Genomic DNA, 18129 nt, shown 5'->3' with positions numbered 1-18129 from the left:
CGACGCCCTTGCCCGCCAGCCCTTGCCTTCGCGCGGGTTCGGCACATTTAGTGCGTCTGACAGTCAACAATCGCAGACCCCATGGATAACGTCTCGAGCCTGCCTTCAGCGCTTGCGCAGTACCTGAACAAATCGACGGTGGCCCTTGCCCTCTCCGAGACCGGAGGGGACACGCCGCTCGTTCTGGTCAATGACGCCTTCTGCAAGCTGACCGGCTATGACGCGGACGATGTGCTGAACCGCAACTGCCGGTTCCTGCAGGGCCCCGAGACGACCGAAGAGACCCGCCGTGCGCTGGGGGATTTCGTGCGCGGGCAGGGGCCCGATCAGGGGCGTTTCCCGATCCTGAACTACCGCAAGGACGGCACGACGTTTCACAACTACGTCTTCATGACCCGGCTGAAGGACAACGCGGGCCGGACCCGCTACATCCTCGCCTCGCAGTTCGACATTACAACGGCGCTGATGCGCTCCAAGTTGCGCGCGAACGACGAGAAGCTGCGCCGCGCCCTGACCGACGTGGAGCAGATCGGACGTGAAAGCGGGCTTGCAATGATGGAGTCGGCCAAGCTGCTTGCAGACAGCGTCGCGGTGATGGCACAGCTTTCGCTTCGGGATACCGAAACGTGACGCGACAACAGGCGGGCCTGCCACGCAGGCATGAGGCATGAGAGACGAAGACGAGACCCTCCGCGACGGCGGAAAAGACACCCCTGACCGCGAGCGTCTCTGCGTCGTGGGTATCGGGGCCTCTGCCGGTGGGCTGGAGGCGATCCGCGAAATGCTGGCGGGCGCGCAGCGCGACAACAACCTCGCCTATGTCGTGGTGCAGCACCTCGATCCCAACCACGAGAGCCTGCTGGCCGAATTGCTGGCGCGGCACACGGATCTGCCGGTGCGGCAGTTGTCGGGGGGCGAGAAGGTGACGGCGGGCCATGTCTACATCATCCCGCCCGGCTCGGGCCTGTCGATCCGCGACGGGGTGCTGGACCTGACGGAATTCCGTCAGCCGCGCGGGTTGCGCCGACCGATCGACGATTTCTTCGAGAGCCTCGCGCTGGATCAGGGCCGCTTTGCCGCCTGCGTGATCCTGTCCGGCACCGGGGCCGACGGCAGCGCGGGCCTGCGCGCGATCAAGGAACATGGCGGGCTCTGCATCGTGCAGGACCCCGAGACCGCCAAGTACGACGGCATGCCGACCTCGGCGCAGGGCACCGGGCTGGTGGATTTCGTGCGCCGTCCCTCGCTGATCGTGGAGGCGATCCAGCAGTTCTACGCCCACAGCTTCCTCGACAAGTCGGACCGGGCGCTGGCCAGCACGGTCGAGAGCAACCTTGCCGATATCTGCACCGTCGTGCGCAACTTCGTCGGCCACGACTTCTCGGGCTACAAGAAATCCACGCTGGTGCGTCGGGTTCAGCGCCGGTTACAAGTGCTCGCCCTCGAGGATGCGGACCAGTACCTGCGTCACATCCGTGCCGACCCCAGCGAATGCGAGTTCCTGTTCCGCGACCTGCTGATCAACGTCACCCGCTTCTTCCGGGATGAAGAGCATTTCGAGCAGCTGCGCGAGCGCTGCGTGAAGCCGCTGGTGCGCGGCAGTGGAAACGAGGACGAGATCCGGGTCTGGGTGCCGGGCTGCTCCAGCGGCGAAGAGGCCTATTCCATCGCCATGCTCTTCGCCGAGGAGTGCCGGCTGCAGAAACGATCGGTCAACATCCAGATCTTCGCCACCGACATCGACGAGCAGATGCTGCGCCTCGCTCGGGAGGCCTCCTATCCGCAGGCGGCGCTGGTCGATATCCCGGAGGAGATGCGCGACACCTACACCGTGGCGCGGGACGGCCGGTTCCAGATCTCCGCCAAGATCCGCGACATGATCCGCTTCTCGGTGCACAGCATCGTGCGCGATCCGCCGTTCTCGAACATCGACCTGCTGTCGTGCCGCAACCTGCTGATATACTTCGGCGACCAGTTGCAGGCCGCCGCATTGCCGATCTTCCAGTACGCGCTCAAGCCCGGCGGGACATTGTTCCTCGGCCCCTCCGAGACGGTGGGCCGGTTCGACCATGCCTTCCGTCCCATAGAGCAGGGCGCGCGGATCTTCGAGCGGACCGAAGGGCGGCCGGAATATCCGCTGCACCTGCGCGGGCAGGACGGGCGCGACATGCCGGCCCGCCGCCGACCGCGCGAGGACGATCAGCGCTCCACCCGGCTGGAGTGGGGCGACGGCGGGGCGATCGAGCGCATCCTCGCGACCTATGCGCCGCCGACCCTGCGGGTCTCCTCCAGCGGCGAGATCCTTCGGACCACCGGCCGGCTGGGCAAGTATCTCGACTTCTCGCACGGGGAGGAGGGCAACCGCTTTGCCCCCGCGGTCGCGCGCCCCGGCGTGCGCGAGGGGATCTCGGCCATGATCCGGCAGATCAGCCGAAGCAAGAAGCGCACGATCTCGCGCGGGCTGGTGGCGCAGTCCGAATTCGGGCGGCAGGCCTTCGACATGATCGCCGAGCCGCTGACCGACGGCACCTTCCTCGTTGTCTTCCGGGACACCGACCGTTTCGAATCCGCCGAGGAGGATGATTTCGACTCCCTCGAGCCGATGGACAGCCACGTCCAGAGCCTCGAGGACGAGCTGCGTTCGACCCGCGTCAGGCTGCACACCACGGTCGAGGAACTGGAGACCGCGAACGAGGAGCTGAAGAGCTCCAACGAAGAGATGATGTCGATGAACGAGGAGCTCCAGTCGACGAACGAGGAGCTCTCCACGGTCAACGACGAGCTCAAGGGCAAGGTGGACGAGCTCTCCGTCGCCAATGCCGACCTGTCGAACTTCTTTGCCTCCACCGCGATGCCGCTGCTGGTGCTGGATGCCAACATGGACATCCGGAACTTCACCGACGCGATCCAGTCGATCTATCCCTTCCGCAGCTCCGACCGGGGGCGTCCGTTGACCGAGGTGACGAGCACCCTGCGCCAGAACGACGAGGTGCTGGAGGCCACGCGCGAGGTGTTGCGCGACGGCAAGGTCCGTCACCTGCGGGTCGCCGACCGCGAGGACGAACGCACATGGTCCCTCCTGATCACGCCCTATGTCAGCCGCGACAAGGACCTCGACGGGGCCACGCTGGTCTTCAGCGAGGTCACCGATGCGCTGCGGCTGGAAGAGGCGCTTCAGCAGGAGGGGGAGCGGCTCCGCCTCGCCCTCGACGTGTCGCTGCTCTCGGTCTGGGAATGCGATCCGCGCGCCCGCACGATCCGGCTGGATCACACCGGGTCCTCCATGCTCGCGGCCTCGGACCCCGAGCTTGCGATCGCGGAGTTCATCAACACCGTGCACCCGGAGGACCGGGACCGCGTGGCAAGGGCCTTTGCGGACGTCAGCGAAGACGGCGATGCCATCGACATCACCTTCCGGATCGACGGGGAGGGGCCGCGCTACACCTCGGTCCAGATGGTGGGCAAGCGGATGCACAGCCGCCGCACCGCGCGCATCCTCGGCGTGGTCTTCGACGTCACGAACGAGCAGGAAGACCGCGACATCCGCGAGATGATGCTGCGCGAGATGAACCACCGCGTGAAGAACATGTTCTCGATCATCTCGGGCATGGTGCGGATCGCCGGCCGGTCCACCTCCTCCGTCCCGGACCTCGTACAGGGGATCCAGTCGCGGGTGAACGCGCTGGCCCGCTCCCATGACCTGACCCAGCGGTCCCATGCCAATGCCCGGCAGGTGCTGTCGCTGGAGGATGCGGTGCGCGCCTCGCTGGAGCCCTACGACGGCCTCGCGCCCATGGACCTGCAGGGCCCCCTGATCGAGATCGGCGGCCATGAGCTTACGGCGCTGTCGCTGCTGCTGCACGAGTGGGCCACCAATGCCGCGAAATACGGCGTGCTTGGCCAGCCCGGCGGGCGGCTCGAGGTGCGCTGGTCCCGCGATGCGACCGGAGAAGTGCGGATCGAGTGGAACGAAATCCACGCCACGCGTGTTGACCCGGGTGAAGAGAGCAGCGGTTTCGGCTCCACCCTCATCCAGTTGTCGGCAGCCCAGCTGAACGGACGGATCGACGTGGTGTATACCGGGACCGAAAGAAGGATGACCCTAGCCTATGTCCCTGACGCAAGCAGCTGAAGATCGCAAGAAACGTGTATTGGTCTGCGAGGACGAGCATATCGTCGCGCTGGACCTGAAGCTGCTCGTGGAAGAGTTCGGCTACGAGGTGATCGGTCCCTTCGCAACCGTATCGAGCGCGGCCCGGATCATAGAGCGGGAACGCCCCGACATGGCGATCCTCGACGTGAGCCTGAAGGACGGCGAGGTCTATCCGCTGGCCGATCAGCTTGACGGCATGGGGGTGCGGCTGGTGTTCCACTCGGGCCATGTGAACGATGCCGAGATCTCCGAGCGCTATCCCGGCGCGGCCTGCTGCCAGAAACCGGTGAACACCGGCGCGCTGCAGGATGCCCTGAGCGAGGGCTGAACGCTGCCACGCAGGAGCAGGTGTCGCTGAGATCTGAGTCCCGGCTGATTTCCTGCGTCGGGGTCCTGTTTTCGCCTGACCCTGTGTCTGCGAACCTTATGTTTGCCACCCCGATGTCTGGGACTGCTCTGGCCTTCGTGCCGCCTTCGTCCCGCGGTCGCGGCTTCCGGCGAAGCCCTCCCGAATGGTATTGAAATTCTCAATGCGCCCCATGGTCAAAGAATAGTGGCCTTCACCTCCCGCGCTGCCCACCTTGGCGGAAAGTTCCTCTGCCCCAGTTCCTCTGCCCCGGTGAGCCCATGACCCAGAACCTCCTCTTCATCTTTTCCGACCAGCACCAGTCCACGGCGCTGTCCTGTGCCGGGCATCCCTATGTGAAGACGCCGAACCTCGACCGGCTCGCCGCGCGGGGCCAGCGGATGACCTCGGCCTATACGCCCTGTCCGATCTGCGTGCCGGCGCGGGCCTCCGTCCAGACCGGGAGGCACGTGCACGAGACGGGCTGCTGGGACAACGCGATGCCCTATACCGGCACGCCGACCGGCTGGGCCCATGACCTCGCCGCCACCGGGATGCCCGTCGAGTCGATCGGCAAGCTGCACTTCCGCAACGTGATGGATGACACAGGCTTCACGGCCCAGACGGTGTCGATGCACGTGAAGGACGGGATCGGGATGCTCTGGGGCTCGGTCCGCGATCCGATGCCGCCGCGGCGCGAGGACGTGGTGCTCTTCGACTATATCGGGGCCGGGCATTCCTCCTACAACATCTTCGACGAGGCCGTGACCGAAGCCGCCACCGCGCGGCTGAGGGAGTTGGCCGCCAGCGGGCAGCGCTTCTTCCTGCAGGCCGGCTATGTCGCGCCGCACTTCCCCCTCGTGGTGCCGCAGAAATACATGGACATGTATCCCGAGGACGCGCTGCCGCTGCCTGATCTGATGCCACGGGACGGCTACGTGCGGCATCCCTGGGTCGAGACGATGGAACGGTTCTTCGACACCGATGGCGAGTTCGGCGCGGACGATGCGCTGCGCCGCCGGGCAATCTCGGCCTATTTCGGGCTCTGCAGCTTCCTCGACGATCAGGTGGGGCAGCTGCTCGACGTGCTGGAGGAGACCGGCCTCGCCGAGACGACGACGGTGATCTACAGCTCCGACCACGGGGAGGACCTCGGCAAGCGGGGCCGCTGGGGCAAGTCGCATCTCTACCGCGAGGCGACCGAGGTGCCGCTGATCGTCGCCCGTCCGGGTGAACGCCCCGGCACCTGCGACACGCCGGTCTCCCTGATCGACCTCGCGCCGACCTTCCTGCAGCACTTCGGCCTTTCCGACGACAGCCTGCCGGGCAAATCGCTCTTCGATATCATCGACGGCGCCCCGGCGCCGGACCGGGTGGCCTTCTCCGAGTATCACGCGGTCGGCGCCGAAAGTGCGGGCTACATGATCCGCAAGGGGCCGTGGAAGTATCACTATTACGTGGGCTTCGCGCCCGAACTCTTCGACCTGCGCAGCGATCCGGACGAGGCGGTGAACCTTGCCGGAGACCCGGCCCATGCCGCGCGGCTGGCCGAGATGGAGGCGGAGCTGCGGCGCATCTGCGATCCGGAGGCGACCGACCGCCGCGCCAAGGCCGATCAGGCCGCCCTCGTGGAGCGCCACGGCGGGCGCGAGGCGGCCTATGGCGTGGGGCCCACGGGTGCGACGCCGGCCGTGGTGGAGACGGGCCCTGCTTGACACCCTCCGCCCTGGTGCGAATGTTCCGGAGGGACCGGCGCGCGAGGACGGGTGCCGCATCCCGCCGAAGGAGACGACCCGGCCCATGTCGGACAGAGGCAGAGTATCCCGCCATCTCGACTGGAACCTGCTGCGCAGCTTCGTGACCATCGCGCAGTCGAGCTCGATCACGGATGCGGCGCAGCGGCTCAACCTCACGCAGCCCACGGTTTCCGTCAGCCTGCGGCGGCTGGAGGAGCAGATCGGGCGCAAGTTGATCGACCGCAGCCCCACCAGCTTTGGCCTGACCGAGGCGGGGCGCGTGGTGCTGGCCGATGCGATGGAAATCCACGGTTCGGTCGAGCGGTTGCAGGCGCGGCTGGATGCCGCCGACAACGTGATCCGGGGCGAGGCGCGGATCGCGCTTGCCAGCTACGTGGTGAGCGATCTCTTCGACGCGGCGCTCGCGCTCTTCACGAACCGCCACCCGGAGGCCAGCCTGTTCCTCGACGTGGTGTCGAGCCGCGTGGCGCTGGGCATGGTGGCGGCGCGGGAGGCCTCGCTGGGCATCTGCCTCGTCTCCGACCGCGATCCGATGCTCGACTACACGTACTTCTATCGCCAGCACTACGGCCTCTTCTGTGGCCCTCGGCACCGGCTCTTCGGGCAGGGCGGGCTGGCGCTGGAGGACCTGCGCGACGAGGTCTCGGTCGGCTTCATGGCGGATCGCACCGACAAGGCCTTCCTCGAAGTGGCGGGGATGCGTTTCCGCGCCGGGCTGCGGCCCGAGGTGGCGGGGCGCTCGCGCAACCTCGAGGAGGTCCGCCGCATGATCGTGGCCGGGGTGGGCATCGGTCCGTTGCCGCTGCACGTGGCCGCGCCCGATTGCGCCGCCGGGCGGCTCTGGCGTCTGCCGCCCTATACCGACACGCCGATGACCGAGGTCAGCATCGTCAGCGCGGCGGATGCGGCGCTGAGCCCGCTGGAACGCGCCGTGAAGGCGGCGTTCCTCGACGTGCTGGCCGATATCGCACCGGAGGACCGGGTCTATGGACTCTGAGGCGGCACCGAAGGCCTGCTGCGGCGGCGTGGGGCAGGGGACGGGGTGTGGTGCAGGGCAGGGCGTCGGCGACGCATTCGAGGCGGCCGCGCTGTCGGTCCCGGCGGCAGACGCGCAGACGCGGTCCGCGCTGCGGGCAGAGCTGAAGCCGATCCCCGGCGGTATCTTCGAGATGGGCGCGCGGCAGTCCCGCTATCCACAGGACCTCGACAGCCCGCGCCGCAAGCTGCGCGTCTCACCCTACCTGATGGCGCCGACCACGGTGACGAATGCGCAATACGCGCGGTTCGTGGCGCAGACCGGCTATCGCACCGTGGCCGAGGCGGAGGGCTGGAGCTTCGTGTTCCACCTCTTCGTGGCCGATCTGGCCGCCGCGCCCGTGCATCCCGCAGGCCTGCCGTGGTGGCGGCAGATCGAGGGCGCCTGCTGGCAGGCACCCGAGGGGCCCGGCTCCGACTGGCGGGAGAGGCCCGATCATCCGGCGATCCACATCAGCTGGTACGATGCCCTCGCCTATGCCACCTGGGCCGGGCTGCGCCTGCCGCGCGAGGCGGAGTGGGAACGCGCCGCACGGGGCGGGCTGGCACGGATGAAGTTTCCCTGGGGCAATACGCTGGTGCCCGCGGAGGGACATGCGATGAACACGTGGCAGGGCGTCTTCCCGGAAGAGAACAGCGCCGAGGACGGCCACGTGGGTCCCGCGCCGGTGCGCAGCTTCGCCGCCAATGGCTATGGCCTCCACGAGATGACGGGCAATGTCTGGGAGTGGGTGCAGGACCGTTTCGGTCCGCTGCCGGGCCGGCCCGGGGCCCGCCCTGTGCTTGATCCGCAGGGGCCCGGGGAGGGGGAGGAGCGGGTCCAGCGCGGCGGCTCGTTCCTGTGCCACGAGAGCTACTGCGACCGCTATCACGTCCATTCCCGCACCCGGAGCCATCCGGACAGCTCGACCTCGAACAGCGGGTTCCGGGTGGCCGCCGACGCGTGCTGAGCGCGTTGGGGCGGAGGGCTTGGACCGGTCCGGCGCAGACCGTCTGAGCGGATCGGACCGGGCCGGACAAACAGAAAAGGCCCGCGCGGCATACACCGCGCGGGCCTCTATCAGTCTGGTGCCGCGATCAGTACTTGATGACCGAGCGGATCGACTTGCCTTCGTGCATCAGGTGGAAGGCCTCGTTGATCTCTTCCAGCGGCATCGTGTGGGTCACGAAGGGCGCGAGGTCGATATCGCCCTTCATCGCATCCTCGACCATGCCCGGCAGCTGGGTGCGGCCCTTCACGCCGCCGAAGGCGGTGCCGAGCCAGCGACGGCCGGTGACCAGCTGGAACGGACGGGTCGAGATCTCCTGACCGGCGCCCGCGACGCCGATGATCACCGACTGGCCCCAGCCACGGTGCGCGCATTCCAGCGCGGCCCGCATGACGTTCACGTTGCCGATGCACTCGAAGGAGTGGTCGACGCCCCAGCCGGTCATCTCGACGATGACCTCCTGGATCGGCTTGTCGTGGTCCTTGGGGTTCACGAAGTCGGTCGCGCCGAATTCCTTGGCCAGCTCGAACTTGTCGGGGTTGGTGTCGATGGCGATGATCCGGCCGGCCTTGGCCTGACGCGCCCCCTGGATCACGGCGAGGCCGATGCCGCCGAGGCCGAAGACCGCGACCGAGTCACCGGCCTGAACCTTGGCAGTGTTGTGCACGGCGCCGATGCCGGTGGTCACGCCGCAGCCCAGCAGGCAGACGTGTTCGTGGTTCGCTTCCTCGTTGATCTTGGCCAGCGAGACCTCGGCCACGACGGTGTATTCCGAGAAGGTCGAGCAGCCCATGTAGTGATAGATCGGCTCGCCGTTGAAGGAGAAGCGGGTGGTGCCATCGGGCATCAGGCCCTTGCCCTGCGTGGCGCGGACCGAGATGCAGAGGTTGGTCTTGCCCGACTTGCAGAACTCGCACTCGCCGCATTCGGCGGTGTAGAGCGGGATCACGTGGTCGCCCGGCTTGACCGAGGTCACGCCCTCGCCGACCTCGATGACGACGCCTGCGCCCTCGTGGCCCAGAACGGCGGGGAAGATGCCTTCGGGGTCGTCGCCCGACAGGGTGAAGGCGTCGGTGTGGCAGACGCCGGTGTCGGTGATCTTGATCAGCACCTCGCCCTTCTTGGGCGGCGCGACGTCGATCTCGACGATTTTCAGCGGTTCGCCGGGGGCGAATGCGACAGCGGCACGGGATTTCATGCGCAGGCTCCTTCTGGCTTTCAGGCTTGGCGGGCTGGGCCGCCGGGGCGGTTATTTCAGGTAGGTTCTCACAAGGCCGATCAGGTCGTCGACCTTTTCTCCGCCGTGTTGGGTGTCAGTTGCGAACTCTTCACGGACATGGGTTTCCAGCACTTCGGCCATCAGCCCGTTCACGGCCCCGCGCACGGCGGCGATCTGCTGCAGGATCGGGCCGCAGTCCGCGCCCGATTCGAGTGCGCGCTCCAACGCCTCGCACTGGCCCTTGATGCGGCGCACGCGTGTCAGGACGCGTTTCTTGGCTTCGGGCGAATGGGGCATGGCGGGCCTGCTGTGCTATACTGGGGTATAGTATAAATTCGAGGTCCGACAATGGCAACCGGCTCTGATGCGCAGGGCACGTCGTGACGGTCCGGGCACGCGATCACGCGGCCCGGCCTCCTGTCTCGCTGGCCGCTCTCTCTCTCAGGCCGCAGCGCCGGAGAGGCGGCCGCGGTCCCATCCCTCCTTGTGATAGGCGCTGTCCCAGAACCGCCATTCATGCCAGCAGCAGCGGGCGAAGGCGTGATGCATCCGGGCCCGGCCCGCATCGGTCGCGGCAGCGCCAAGGCGGTCGGTCAGCGCAAGCATGCGGCGCACGCTTTCGTCGAAGGCATCGCCGGAATAGGTGGCGATCCACGCGGCATAGGGGTTTTCGTGTGCGCTGTGCTGCGCGATCTCGCGCCCGACGTCCCGGTAGATCCAGAAACAGGGCAGCAGGGCGGCCACGGTCTCGGCAAAGTCACCGGTTGCGGCCACGCGTAGCAGGGAGGACACGTAGTGGTCGCAGGCGGCAGAGGGCTCGGTCGCCGCGAAATCCACCTCGGAGACACCGAAGAGCCCCATGTAATGCCCGTGCAACTCGCGCTCGACGGCGATGGCACCTGCGGCGGAGCCCGCCAGCTGCGCGACCGTGGGCGCGTCCGGCGCCTTGGCGGCGGCAAGCGCGAGCGCCCGGGCGAAGCCTTCGAGGTAGTGGGCATCCTGAATGATGTAGCCCCGGAAGATATCCGGGGCGAGCGTGCCCTGCGCCAGTTCGCGGTTGAAGGGCATCGTGTGGATCTGGTGACGGATCGCGGCGGTCTCCCGCGCGAGGTCTTCGGTGAAGGTCATGGCGTGGTCCGTTTCATGGCGTGGAAATGGTGGACGGGTCCGAAGCCGGACCCGACGGTCAGCGCATCCGCGGCGGCGAGCGCGGCGGTGAGATAGCTCTTGGCGCGCTGCACGGCCTCGGGCAGCGCAAGTCCCGCCCCGAGCGCGGTGGCAAGCGCCGAGGACAGGGTGCAGCCGGTGCCATGGGTGTTGCGCGTGGCGATGCGCGTGGCGTCGAAGCGCTGCAGGCCATGGTCGGTCACCAGAAGGTCGGGGCAGGCCTGCCCGGCAAGGTGGCCGCCCTTCAGCAACACCGCACGCGGGCCGAGGTTCCGCAGGGCCCGGGCCTGGGCCGCCATCTCGTCGAGGGTCCGGGCCTCGGCGCAGCCCAGCAGGTCGGCGGCTTCGGGCAGGTTCGGCGTGATGACATCGGCGCGGGGCAGCAGCCCGCGCAGGGCCTCCACCGCCTCGGCCTGCAGGAGCCGGTCGCCGCCCTTGGCAACCATCACGGGGTCGAGCACGACCGGGCCGTCGATCCCGTCGAGCCCCCGTGTCACGCAGTCGATGATCGCCGCATCGCCGAGCATCCCGATCTTGACCGCGTCGATCCGGATATCGGCACGCAGCGCCTCGATCTGGGCCGTGATCATGTCCGTGTCGCAAAGCCGCACCGCCTGAACGCCGCGGGTGTTCTGGGCGGTCAGCGCGGTGATCACGCTCATGCCATAGCCGCCATTGGCCGAGATCGCCTTGAGGTCGGCCTGAATGCCGGCACCTCCGGAGGGGTCCGAGCCGGCGATGGAAAGGATGTTCGGGATCATGCGGTCCTCCAGGCGGTGCACAGGGCGCGGGCGGCCCCCGCCATGTCATCGGCCCGCGAGATGGCCGAGATCACGGCCAGACCGGCGCCGCCCGCGGCCTTCAGCGCGGCGGCATCATCCGATGTGATCCCGCCGATCGCGAGGCAGGGCAGGGCGGTGGCGTCACGGATCGCGGCAAAGCCGGCGTGGCCGATCGGCGGGGCATGGTCGGGTTTTGAACCGGTAGCATGGACGGGCCCCACGCCGAGGTAGTCGACCCCGCCTGGCACCGCGGCGATCTGGGCCTCCTCCTCGACCGACAGGCCGAGGATCATCCCCGGCCCGATGCGGCGCCGGATCGTGGCAGGATCGCCGTCGCCCTGACCGATATGCAGCCCGGCTGCGCCGCAGGCGACGGCGACATCGACCCGGTCATTCACGATCAGCGGCACACCGAGAGGTGTCAGTGCCGAGATCAGCGCCCGGGCCAGCGCCGCGAAATCCTCATCCCTCAAGGTCTTGTCGCGCAGCTGGACCCATCCGGCGCCACCCTGCGCGGCGGCGAGGGCCTGTTCGATCACGGGGCGGGCGGCCCCGGGATCGGTGATGAAGCAGAGCGGCGGGATCATGCGATGCTGATCCGTGCGCCCGCATCCAGTTCCTCTGGTCCCACCCCCGACAGCGCATCGAGGAACGCCGGCTGGAACGAGCCCGGCCCCTGCGCCCCGGCGCCGGCCCGCTCTCCGGCGAGGCCGTAGTAGGCGAGGGCCGCGACGGTGGCCTCGAACCTGGGTTGCCCGGCGACGAAGGCGGCGACGAGCCCGGTCAGGGAACAGCCGAGCGCGGTGACCCGGGGCATCAGCGCATGTCCGTTGGCGATCCGTGCCGCGCGCGCGCCGTCGGTGACGAAATCCACGGGGCCGGTGACGGCGACCACGGCGCCGCTGGTCCGGGCAAGGGCTCGGGCCGCGTCCTCGGCGGTGGCGACGGTCTCGGTGGCATCGGCCCCCTTGCCGGCCGCGGTGGTCCCGGCGAGGGCGAGGATCTCGGAGGCATTGCCCCGGATGACCGTGGGCCGCAGCGCGAGGAGACGTGCCCCAAGGGCCCGGCGATACGCCGTCGCGCCGACGGCGACCGGGTCGAGGACCCAGGGCACCTCCTGCGCGGCCGCGGCCTGCGCCGTCGCCTCCATCGCCTCGGCCCAGGGCGGGGAGACGGTGCCGATGTTGAGGCTGACCGCCTGCGCAAGCCCGGCGAATTCCGCCGCTTCCTCGCGGGCGTGGACCATCGCGGGCGAGGCACCCGCCGCCAGCAGCACGTTCGCCATGACGTTCATGGCCACGTAGTTGGTGATGTTGTGCACGAGAGGCGCGGTCTGCCGCATCTGTGCAAGGTATGAGCCGGGATGTTCCATCGTATCTCCTCCACGCGCCGGACGGCGGGAGGAACGCGAGGGGGCGGGCGGGGTGCGCCTGACCATCTCATGCGCCTCCCTCCGCCGGCATTATCCGGTTCAGGTTCTAAGGGTTCGTCTCAGCCCGGTTTCCCGAGCGCCCCTGTCGCTTCGCCTGCAGGGATGACATCCCCGCGACCGGGCGTCAAGCCGGGCCGGGGAGGCGGCGCCCCGGCGTCCCATGATCCCTGCGGTGCGGGCCGCAGGGGGCACCACTGCCCGAGGCGATGGCCGAAATGGCTGGGGGCGGGGCCGCGCACAAGGGGCAGCGCCCGCGCCGGCTGGCACGACGGGGGCGGCGTCAGAGCCATGGGCCGGTTGCTGCACGGTGGCGCCCGCGACGTCGCATGTAAGCCATTCTTTGCATGTGATTTTACGCTGCGTCACATGGGGCGTCGGGGGCTGAACAAACCTCGTCGACTCGCTCCAAACGTGTGCTACGCTGACTTTGTTAATTTTTGATTCCAAGATCTTGAAGTTAGGAGCAGAGTCATGTTTAGGACTTACGTCCTCGCGCTTCCCGTCACGGCCGCGTTTATGGCAGGAGCGGCCGTCGCGCAGGAGACAGCGGAGCAGCCGAACATACTTGTAATCTGGGGCGACGACATTGGCTGGTCCAACGTCTCTGCCTACGGGATGGGGATGATGGGCTACACGACGCCCAACATCGACCGGATCGCGAACGAAGGCATCCGCTTCACCGATCACTACGCTCAGCCCAGCTGTACCGCAGGTCGGGCGGCCTTCATCACCGGCCAGTACCCGATCCGCTCGGGCATGACGACGGTGGGGCAGCCGGGCTCGGCGCTCGGGCTGCAGGCGGGCTCGCCCTCGCTGGCGGAAGAACTGAAACAGGTCGGCTACCGCACCGGCCAGTTCGGCAAGAACCACCTCGGCGACCGAAACGAACACCTGCCGACGGTGCATGGCTTCGACGAATTCTTCGGCAACCTCTACCACCTCAACACGCAGGAAGAGGCCGAACAGCGCGACTACCAGAATTTCGGCAAGGAATTCTCCGGCTCGCTGGAGGCCTATGAAGAGCAGTTCGGCACCCGTGGCGTGCTGCACACCTTCGCCACCGACACGGACGACTAGACCGAGATGCCGCGCTTCGGCAAGGTCGGGATGCAGACCATCGAGGACACCGGCCCGCTGACGCAAGAGCGGATGAAGGCCTTTGACGAGGACGAGATGATCCCCAAGGCGATCGACTTCATGGCCGCCGCCAAGGAGGCGGGCGAGCCGTTCTTCGTCTGGCTCAACACTTCGCGGATGCACCTCTACACCCGTCTGAACGACGAGTGGCGTTATGCCGCGGAGCAGTATACCTCCGAGGCGGACCTCTACGGCTCGGGGATGATGCAGCATGACCATGACATCGGCCTCGTCCTCGACTGGCTGGATGAGCAGGGCCTGACCGACAGCACGATCGTCTGGTACTCCACCGACAACGGGCCGGAGCACAACTCGTGGCCCCATGGCGGTACGTCGCCGTTCCGCGGCGAGAAGATGACCACCTACGAAGGCGGCATCCGGGTGCCCTCGATGATCCGCTGGCCGGGCCACCTGCCCGAGCGCACCACGCTGAACGGCATCCAGGGCCACCAGGACATGTTCACCAGCCTGGCCGCCGCCGCCGGGATCGAGGACGTGGCCGCCGAGGTCATGGAAGAGAAGCAGCAGTATATCGACGGTGTGAACAACCTGCCCTACTGGATGGGTGAACAGGACCGCTCGAACCGCACCAGCATCTTCCACTACTATGAGAGCAAGCTGACCGCCGTGCGCATGGGGCCGTGGAAGTTCCACTTCTCCACCAAGGAAGACTACTACGACAACCTCGTGGGTCGCACCGCGCCGATGGTCTTCAACATCCGGATGGACCCCTTCGAGAGCTATTCCAGCGTCGATGCCTACGGGCACCTGATGCAGAAGGTCTCGTGGCTGATGCAGCCGATGAACGTGCTGATGCAGCAGCATCTCCAGACGCTGGCAGAGTATCCGCCGGTGCAGGGGGGCGCTTCCTTCGACATGTCGAACGTGGTGGAGCAGTTCATCAGCAAGTCGATGCAGTAACGCCGGCTTTTCCCGGTTCTGTTTCCCTCGTGCGGGCGGCATGCGCCCGCCGTCTCCTCTCTCCCGGGCCCTCGTGGTTCGGGAGTTTTTTCATGCCTTCAGTGTCGTGGTCGACGGGTGTGCCCGTCGGCGTTTGGCATCTACGTGACGGGCGTTTCGCCCTCGGTGTCCGGGCAAGGAAACTCCGAACGAAGAAACTCCGGGCAAGGAAAGTCCGGGCAAGGAAAAACGCCCCGCGCGGTCATCGCGCGGGGCGTTTCAGTCGTGTGTCCGGGTCTCAGGCGAGGGCTTCCATCTCCGGGTGCTTGCGCTGGAACAGGCCCAGCGTCACCATCGTCACCCCGCTGGAGATCAGCTCGATCGCCAGCAGGATGCCCAGCATGGTCAGCGAGGCCTGCAGGAAGTTCGAGAAGACCATCAGCGCGAGCGCCACGGAGACCACGCCGGAAATCAGCGACAGCCAGAAGAGCCCGGTGCCGCGCAGGCTGAAGGCCAGCACGATCTTCAGCACCCCGTTCACGAGGAACATCACCGCGACCATCATGGTCAGCGTGACGATGCCCACGAGCGGGTGGAAGAGGAGCCCCGCGCCAAGCACGAGGTAGGCCACCGCCAGCACGAGGCCGAAGATGCGGCCGCCCCAGCCCTCGTTGCGGAAGGCGGCGACGAACTGCATCACGCCACCTATCAGGAAGCACCAGGCCGCGATCTGCTCGGCGGCGACGGTTGCGGCGAAGGGGTTCATCAGGGCGAAGATGCCCCCGATGATGAGCAGGATACCCGCGATGATCCAAAGTAGGCTGTTCTTCATGTCCCGTCCTCCAGACTGGGTGCCGCACGCGGCCCGCTCCGGCTCCGGGAGAACAAGGACAGGCGGCCATTCAAATTCCGGCCGGATGGCACTCTTACCCGGAATGGGCGCGCAGGGCTCATTCCTCTACAAATGCAGGCCTCTCGAAACAGAGGCGGGTGGAGCGCCGGGGCGCAGAACGGATCGCGAAACAGATCCCGCCCCGGGCTACGCCCGATGTGGACGCCACCCGGGGGAAGCTTAACGCGGAACCGACGGGCTGCGTTACCTAAAGTTGCGAAATCCCCGAAGTAATCCGCCTTGGGGCAGGTTTGGACGCAACGTTTCTCGACCCTTACGGCGAGCGGCGCGGCTGGGGCGCTTCGAGTTGCGCCAGCAGGTCACGCAGCACCGCGTTGTCCGGGTTCGCGCCGATGGCCCGTGCGAGGATGCGCACGGCGGCCTCCTGTCCTTCCGTCGCGGCGGCGATCCGGGCGCGCATGACCCAGGCATCGACGTGCTGCGGGTCGAGCCGTGTCACCTCGGCGAAGGCCTGCGCGGCGGCGGGCAGGCGGCGCATGGAGAGCGCGATGCCCCCGAGTTGCAGGTGCGTTTCCGGATAGTCGAGGCGGGCCATCATCGTCGCCTGCCATTCGCCCTGCGCCCGTTGCAGCGATTGCGCCATGGGTCCGGGCAGATGGGCGATGGGCGCGGCCAGCATCGCCTTGGCCGCCGCGATCCGCACACTGCGGGAGGGATCGTCCAGCATCCCCGCCACGCGCATCACCTGCTGCGGATCGCCCGCGCCCTGCAACGCGCCGACGGTCGCGGCGCGCACCATCGGGTCGGGATCGGCCAGTAGCGTCTCGATCATCCCGGGCGCCATCCGGCTGCCCTCGGCCCCCATGAGCCAGAGCGCGGTCGCCCGGGCGATGGCCGGCTGATCGGGCTGGGAGGCGAGATCGGCAAGGTCGTCCCAGGCCTGCGCCGGGCTCTCGATCCCATGGGCGAGGGTCTGGCCATAGTGCGGCCCGCGGTGGCTGCTGTCGGGGAACCACTCCTCCAGCACGTCGGCGGCCCATGCGGGCGTCCGATCCGCGTGGCAGGTGGTGCAGGCATCGGGCGCACCGGTCTCGGCGCTCAGGTCCGGGCGCGGAATGCGGAAGGAGTGATCCGCGCGCCAGTCGTTGCCCATGTAGACCTGCTCGGGCATGTGGCACGACTTGCACTGCGCGCCTGCGCTGCCCTCGGGATGGCGGTGATGCGCGGGCGTGTCGAATTCCTGCAGCGGCAGGCTGGGGAACTCCGGGTTGCCGGCGGGGCTGTGGCAGGTGGCGCAGACCGCGTTGCCCTCGGCGATCAGCGTGGCGCTGTGGGGCGCGTGACAATTGGTGCAGGTGACACCCTTGGCGTTCATCTTCGACTGCAGGAAGGAGCCCAGCACATAGACCTCGTCGCGGATCTGCCCGTCCGGCCAATAGAGCCCGGGGCGCAGCAGCGCGAGGTTGTAGGCGTCGTGGTAGGCCGTGCCCGGGGGCGGGGTGCCGCCGTAGAAGGCTTCGCGCCGGGAATGGCAGCCGCCGCAGGTGTCGAGGAAGCTGGCCGGATCGGAAAGGTCCACCGGCAGGCCGTGGTTGGGCGGCGGCGCGGCGCGGGTCGTCTCCCATTGCTGTGCCCAGTCCACATGGGCGGCGGCGGGACCGTGGCAGCTTTCGCAGCCCACGCCGATCTCGGCCTGGGTGGAGGCATAGCTGCGGGTCTGCTGGTCGTAGTTCGTCTCGTAGCCGGTGGCGTGACAGGTGGCGCAGCGTGAATTCCACGTCTTGTAGGGCCCGGTCCAGTGCAGCGCGTCGCGGGGCGGCGGGTTGTCCTCGGGATAGAGGTGGAACCACGCGCCCTTCTCCGTGTCCCAGACCACGTCGAAGCTCTGAAGTTTGCCGGGCTCCGTCTCGAAGAGGTACTGCTGGAGCGGCGCCACGCCCACCACGGAGTGCACGGGGTAATCGGTGGTCTTGCCGTCCAGCTCCGTCACCGAGGCGATGTGCCGCCCGTCGCCGTCGATGCGGAAGGCCACCTCCATGTCGCCAAGCGCGAAGCGCGTGCCATCGAAGTCGGCGAGGATGTTGGCGGGCTCCGGTTCGGTCCAGGCGAGCGCGTGGTGCGAGCCCTCCCAGGCCTCGGTCTCCGAGGCGTGGCAGGCGGCACAGACCTGCGAGCCGACATAGGCCGCGTCCTGCGCCCGGGAGGCACCCGGTACAAGCGCAAGGGCGAGGGCCGCGACGATGGTGCGCGCGATCTGGGGGAGGGGCGCTGCGGGCTGGTGGACCATGCGGGGAATTCCTGTGTCGTGCGGGAGGGCCGTCGCACCGCTTTGCGGGGCTCTGACCGGGCAATGGCGCCG

16 protein-coding genes and 1 riboswitch are annotated in these 18129 nt (G+C 67.8%); of the genes, 8 read left to right on the top strand and 8 right to left on the bottom strand.

Annotated features, from left to right (window positions below):
* Positions 1–81: 81 nt before the first annotated feature.
* From ACX9MO_RS06440 to ACX9MO_RS06415, 6 genes are all read left to right on the top strand, one after another.
* Positions 82–630 (top strand): PAS domain-containing protein, encoded by a 549-nt coding sequence (locus tag ACX9MO_RS06440; RefSeq protein WP_462213951.1) that lies wholly within the window; start codon positions 82–84, stop codon positions 628–630.
* A 37-nt stretch (positions 631–667) separates the two neighbouring features.
* The gene (locus ACX9MO_RS06435) at positions 668–4132 is read left to right on the top strand and encodes a chemotaxis protein CheB (protein WP_462213950.1); all 3465 of its coding nucleotides are present in this window, start codon (positions 668–670) and stop codon (positions 4130–4132) included.
* The gene (locus ACX9MO_RS06430) at positions 4110–4481 is read left to right on the top strand and encodes a response regulator (RefSeq protein WP_222491134.1); all 372 of its coding nucleotides are present in this window, start codon (positions 4110–4112) and stop codon (positions 4479–4481) included. The genes ACX9MO_RS06435 and ACX9MO_RS06430 overlap by 23 nt, the downstream gene beginning before the upstream one ends.
* A gap of 299 nt (positions 4482–4780) precedes the next feature.
* Entirely contained in the window at positions 4781–6214 is a 1434-nt protein-coding gene (locus tag ACX9MO_RS06425) for a sulfatase-like hydrolase/transferase (protein WP_462213949.1), read from the top strand.
* Positions 6215–6299: 85 nt separating this feature from the next.
* Positions 6300–7253 (top strand): LysR family transcriptional regulator, encoded by a 954-nt coding sequence (locus tag ACX9MO_RS06420; protein ID WP_462213948.1) that lies wholly within the window; start codon positions 6300–6302, stop codon positions 7251–7253.
* Positions 7243–8241 carry a formylglycine-generating enzyme family protein gene (locus ACX9MO_RS06415; protein ID WP_462213947.1) on the top strand — a complete coding sequence of 333 codons (999 nt, stop codon included), beginning with the start codon at positions 7243–7245 and terminating at the stop codon, positions 8239–8241. The genes ACX9MO_RS06420 and ACX9MO_RS06415 overlap by 11 nt, the downstream gene beginning before the upstream one ends.
* A 127-nt stretch (positions 8242–8368) precedes the next feature.
* On the opposite strand, the gene ACX9MO_RS06410 is transcribed toward ACX9MO_RS06415, so the two are convergent.
* From ACX9MO_RS06410 to thiM, 6 genes are all read right to left on the bottom strand, one after another.
* The gene (locus ACX9MO_RS06410; RefSeq protein WP_462213946.1) at positions 8369–9478 is read right to left on the bottom strand and encodes an S-(hydroxymethyl)glutathione dehydrogenase/class III alcohol dehydrogenase; all 1110 of its coding nucleotides are present in this window, start codon (positions 9476–9478) and stop codon (positions 8369–8371) included.
* A 51-nt stretch (positions 9479–9529) separates the two neighbouring features.
* The gene (gene frmR / locus ACX9MO_RS06405) at positions 9530–9796 is read right to left on the bottom strand and encodes a formaldehyde-responsive transcriptional repressor FrmR (RefSeq protein WP_462213945.1); all 267 of its coding nucleotides are present in this window, start codon (positions 9794–9796) and stop codon (positions 9530–9532) included.
* A gap of 144 nt (positions 9797–9940) precedes the next feature.
* Positions 9941–10627: a thiaminase II gene (tenA, locus tag ACX9MO_RS06400; RefSeq protein WP_462213944.1), complete on the bottom strand. Its 687-nt coding sequence runs from the start codon at positions 10625–10627 to the stop codon at positions 9941–9943.
* Positions 10624–11427 carry a bifunctional hydroxymethylpyrimidine kinase/phosphomethylpyrimidine kinase gene (gene thiD / locus ACX9MO_RS06395; RefSeq protein ID WP_462213943.1) on the bottom strand — a complete coding sequence of 268 codons (804 nt, stop codon included), beginning with the start codon at positions 11425–11427 and terminating at the stop codon, positions 10624–10626. The genes tenA and thiD overlap by 4 nt, the downstream gene beginning before the upstream one ends.
* A complete protein-coding gene (gene thiE / locus ACX9MO_RS06390; RefSeq protein WP_462213942.1) occupies positions 11424–12035 on the bottom strand; it encodes a thiamine phosphate synthase in 612 nt (203 codons plus the stop codon). The genes thiD and thiE overlap by 4 nt, the downstream gene beginning before the upstream one ends.
* Complete coding sequence (gene thiM, locus ACX9MO_RS06385; RefSeq protein WP_462213941.1) at positions 12032–12820, bottom strand: hydroxyethylthiazole kinase; 789 nt, start codon at positions 12818–12820, stop codon at positions 12032–12034. The genes thiE and thiM overlap by 4 nt, the downstream gene beginning before the upstream one ends.
* A 59-nt stretch (positions 12821–12879) precedes the next feature.
* Positions 12880–12974, bottom strand: a riboswitch (TPP riboswitch).
* Between the two features lie 377 nt (positions 12975–13351).
* Here thiM and ACX9MO_RS06380 point away from each other — a divergent pair.
* Together ACX9MO_RS06380 and ACX9MO_RS06375 are read left to right on the top strand one after the other, a co-directional pair.
* Positions 13352–13957 carry a sulfatase-like hydrolase/transferase gene (locus tag ACX9MO_RS06380; protein ID WP_462213940.1) on the top strand — a complete coding sequence of 202 codons (606 nt, stop codon included), beginning with the start codon at positions 13352–13354 and terminating at the stop codon, positions 13955–13957.
* 6 nt (positions 13958–13963) lie between these two features.
* Positions 13964–14938, top strand: a complete 975-nt coding sequence (locus tag ACX9MO_RS06375; RefSeq protein WP_462213939.1) for a sulfatase-like hydrolase/transferase — start codon at positions 13964–13966, stop codon at positions 14936–14938.
* A gap of 277 nt (positions 14939–15215) precedes the next feature.
* Here ACX9MO_RS06375 and ACX9MO_RS06370 read toward each other — a convergent pair whose 3' ends face one another.
* Together ACX9MO_RS06370 and ACX9MO_RS06365 are read right to left on the bottom strand one after the other, a co-directional pair.
* A complete protein-coding gene (locus ACX9MO_RS06370; RefSeq protein WP_222491145.1) occupies positions 15216–15749 on the bottom strand; it encodes an HdeD family acid-resistance protein in 534 nt (177 codons plus the stop codon).
* Between the two features lie 334 nt (positions 15750–16083).
* Positions 16084–18057 (bottom strand): multiheme c-type cytochrome, encoded by a 1974-nt coding sequence (locus ACX9MO_RS06365; protein WP_462213938.1) that lies wholly within the window; start codon positions 18055–18057, stop codon positions 16084–16086.
* Between the last annotated feature and the right edge of the window lie 72 nt (positions 18058–18129).

Source organism: Pseudooceanicola profundus, from assembly GCF_054919315.1.
The sequence above is the reverse complement of the archived record's forward strand: the minus strand, read 5'-3'. Positions and strand labels throughout refer to the sequence as shown.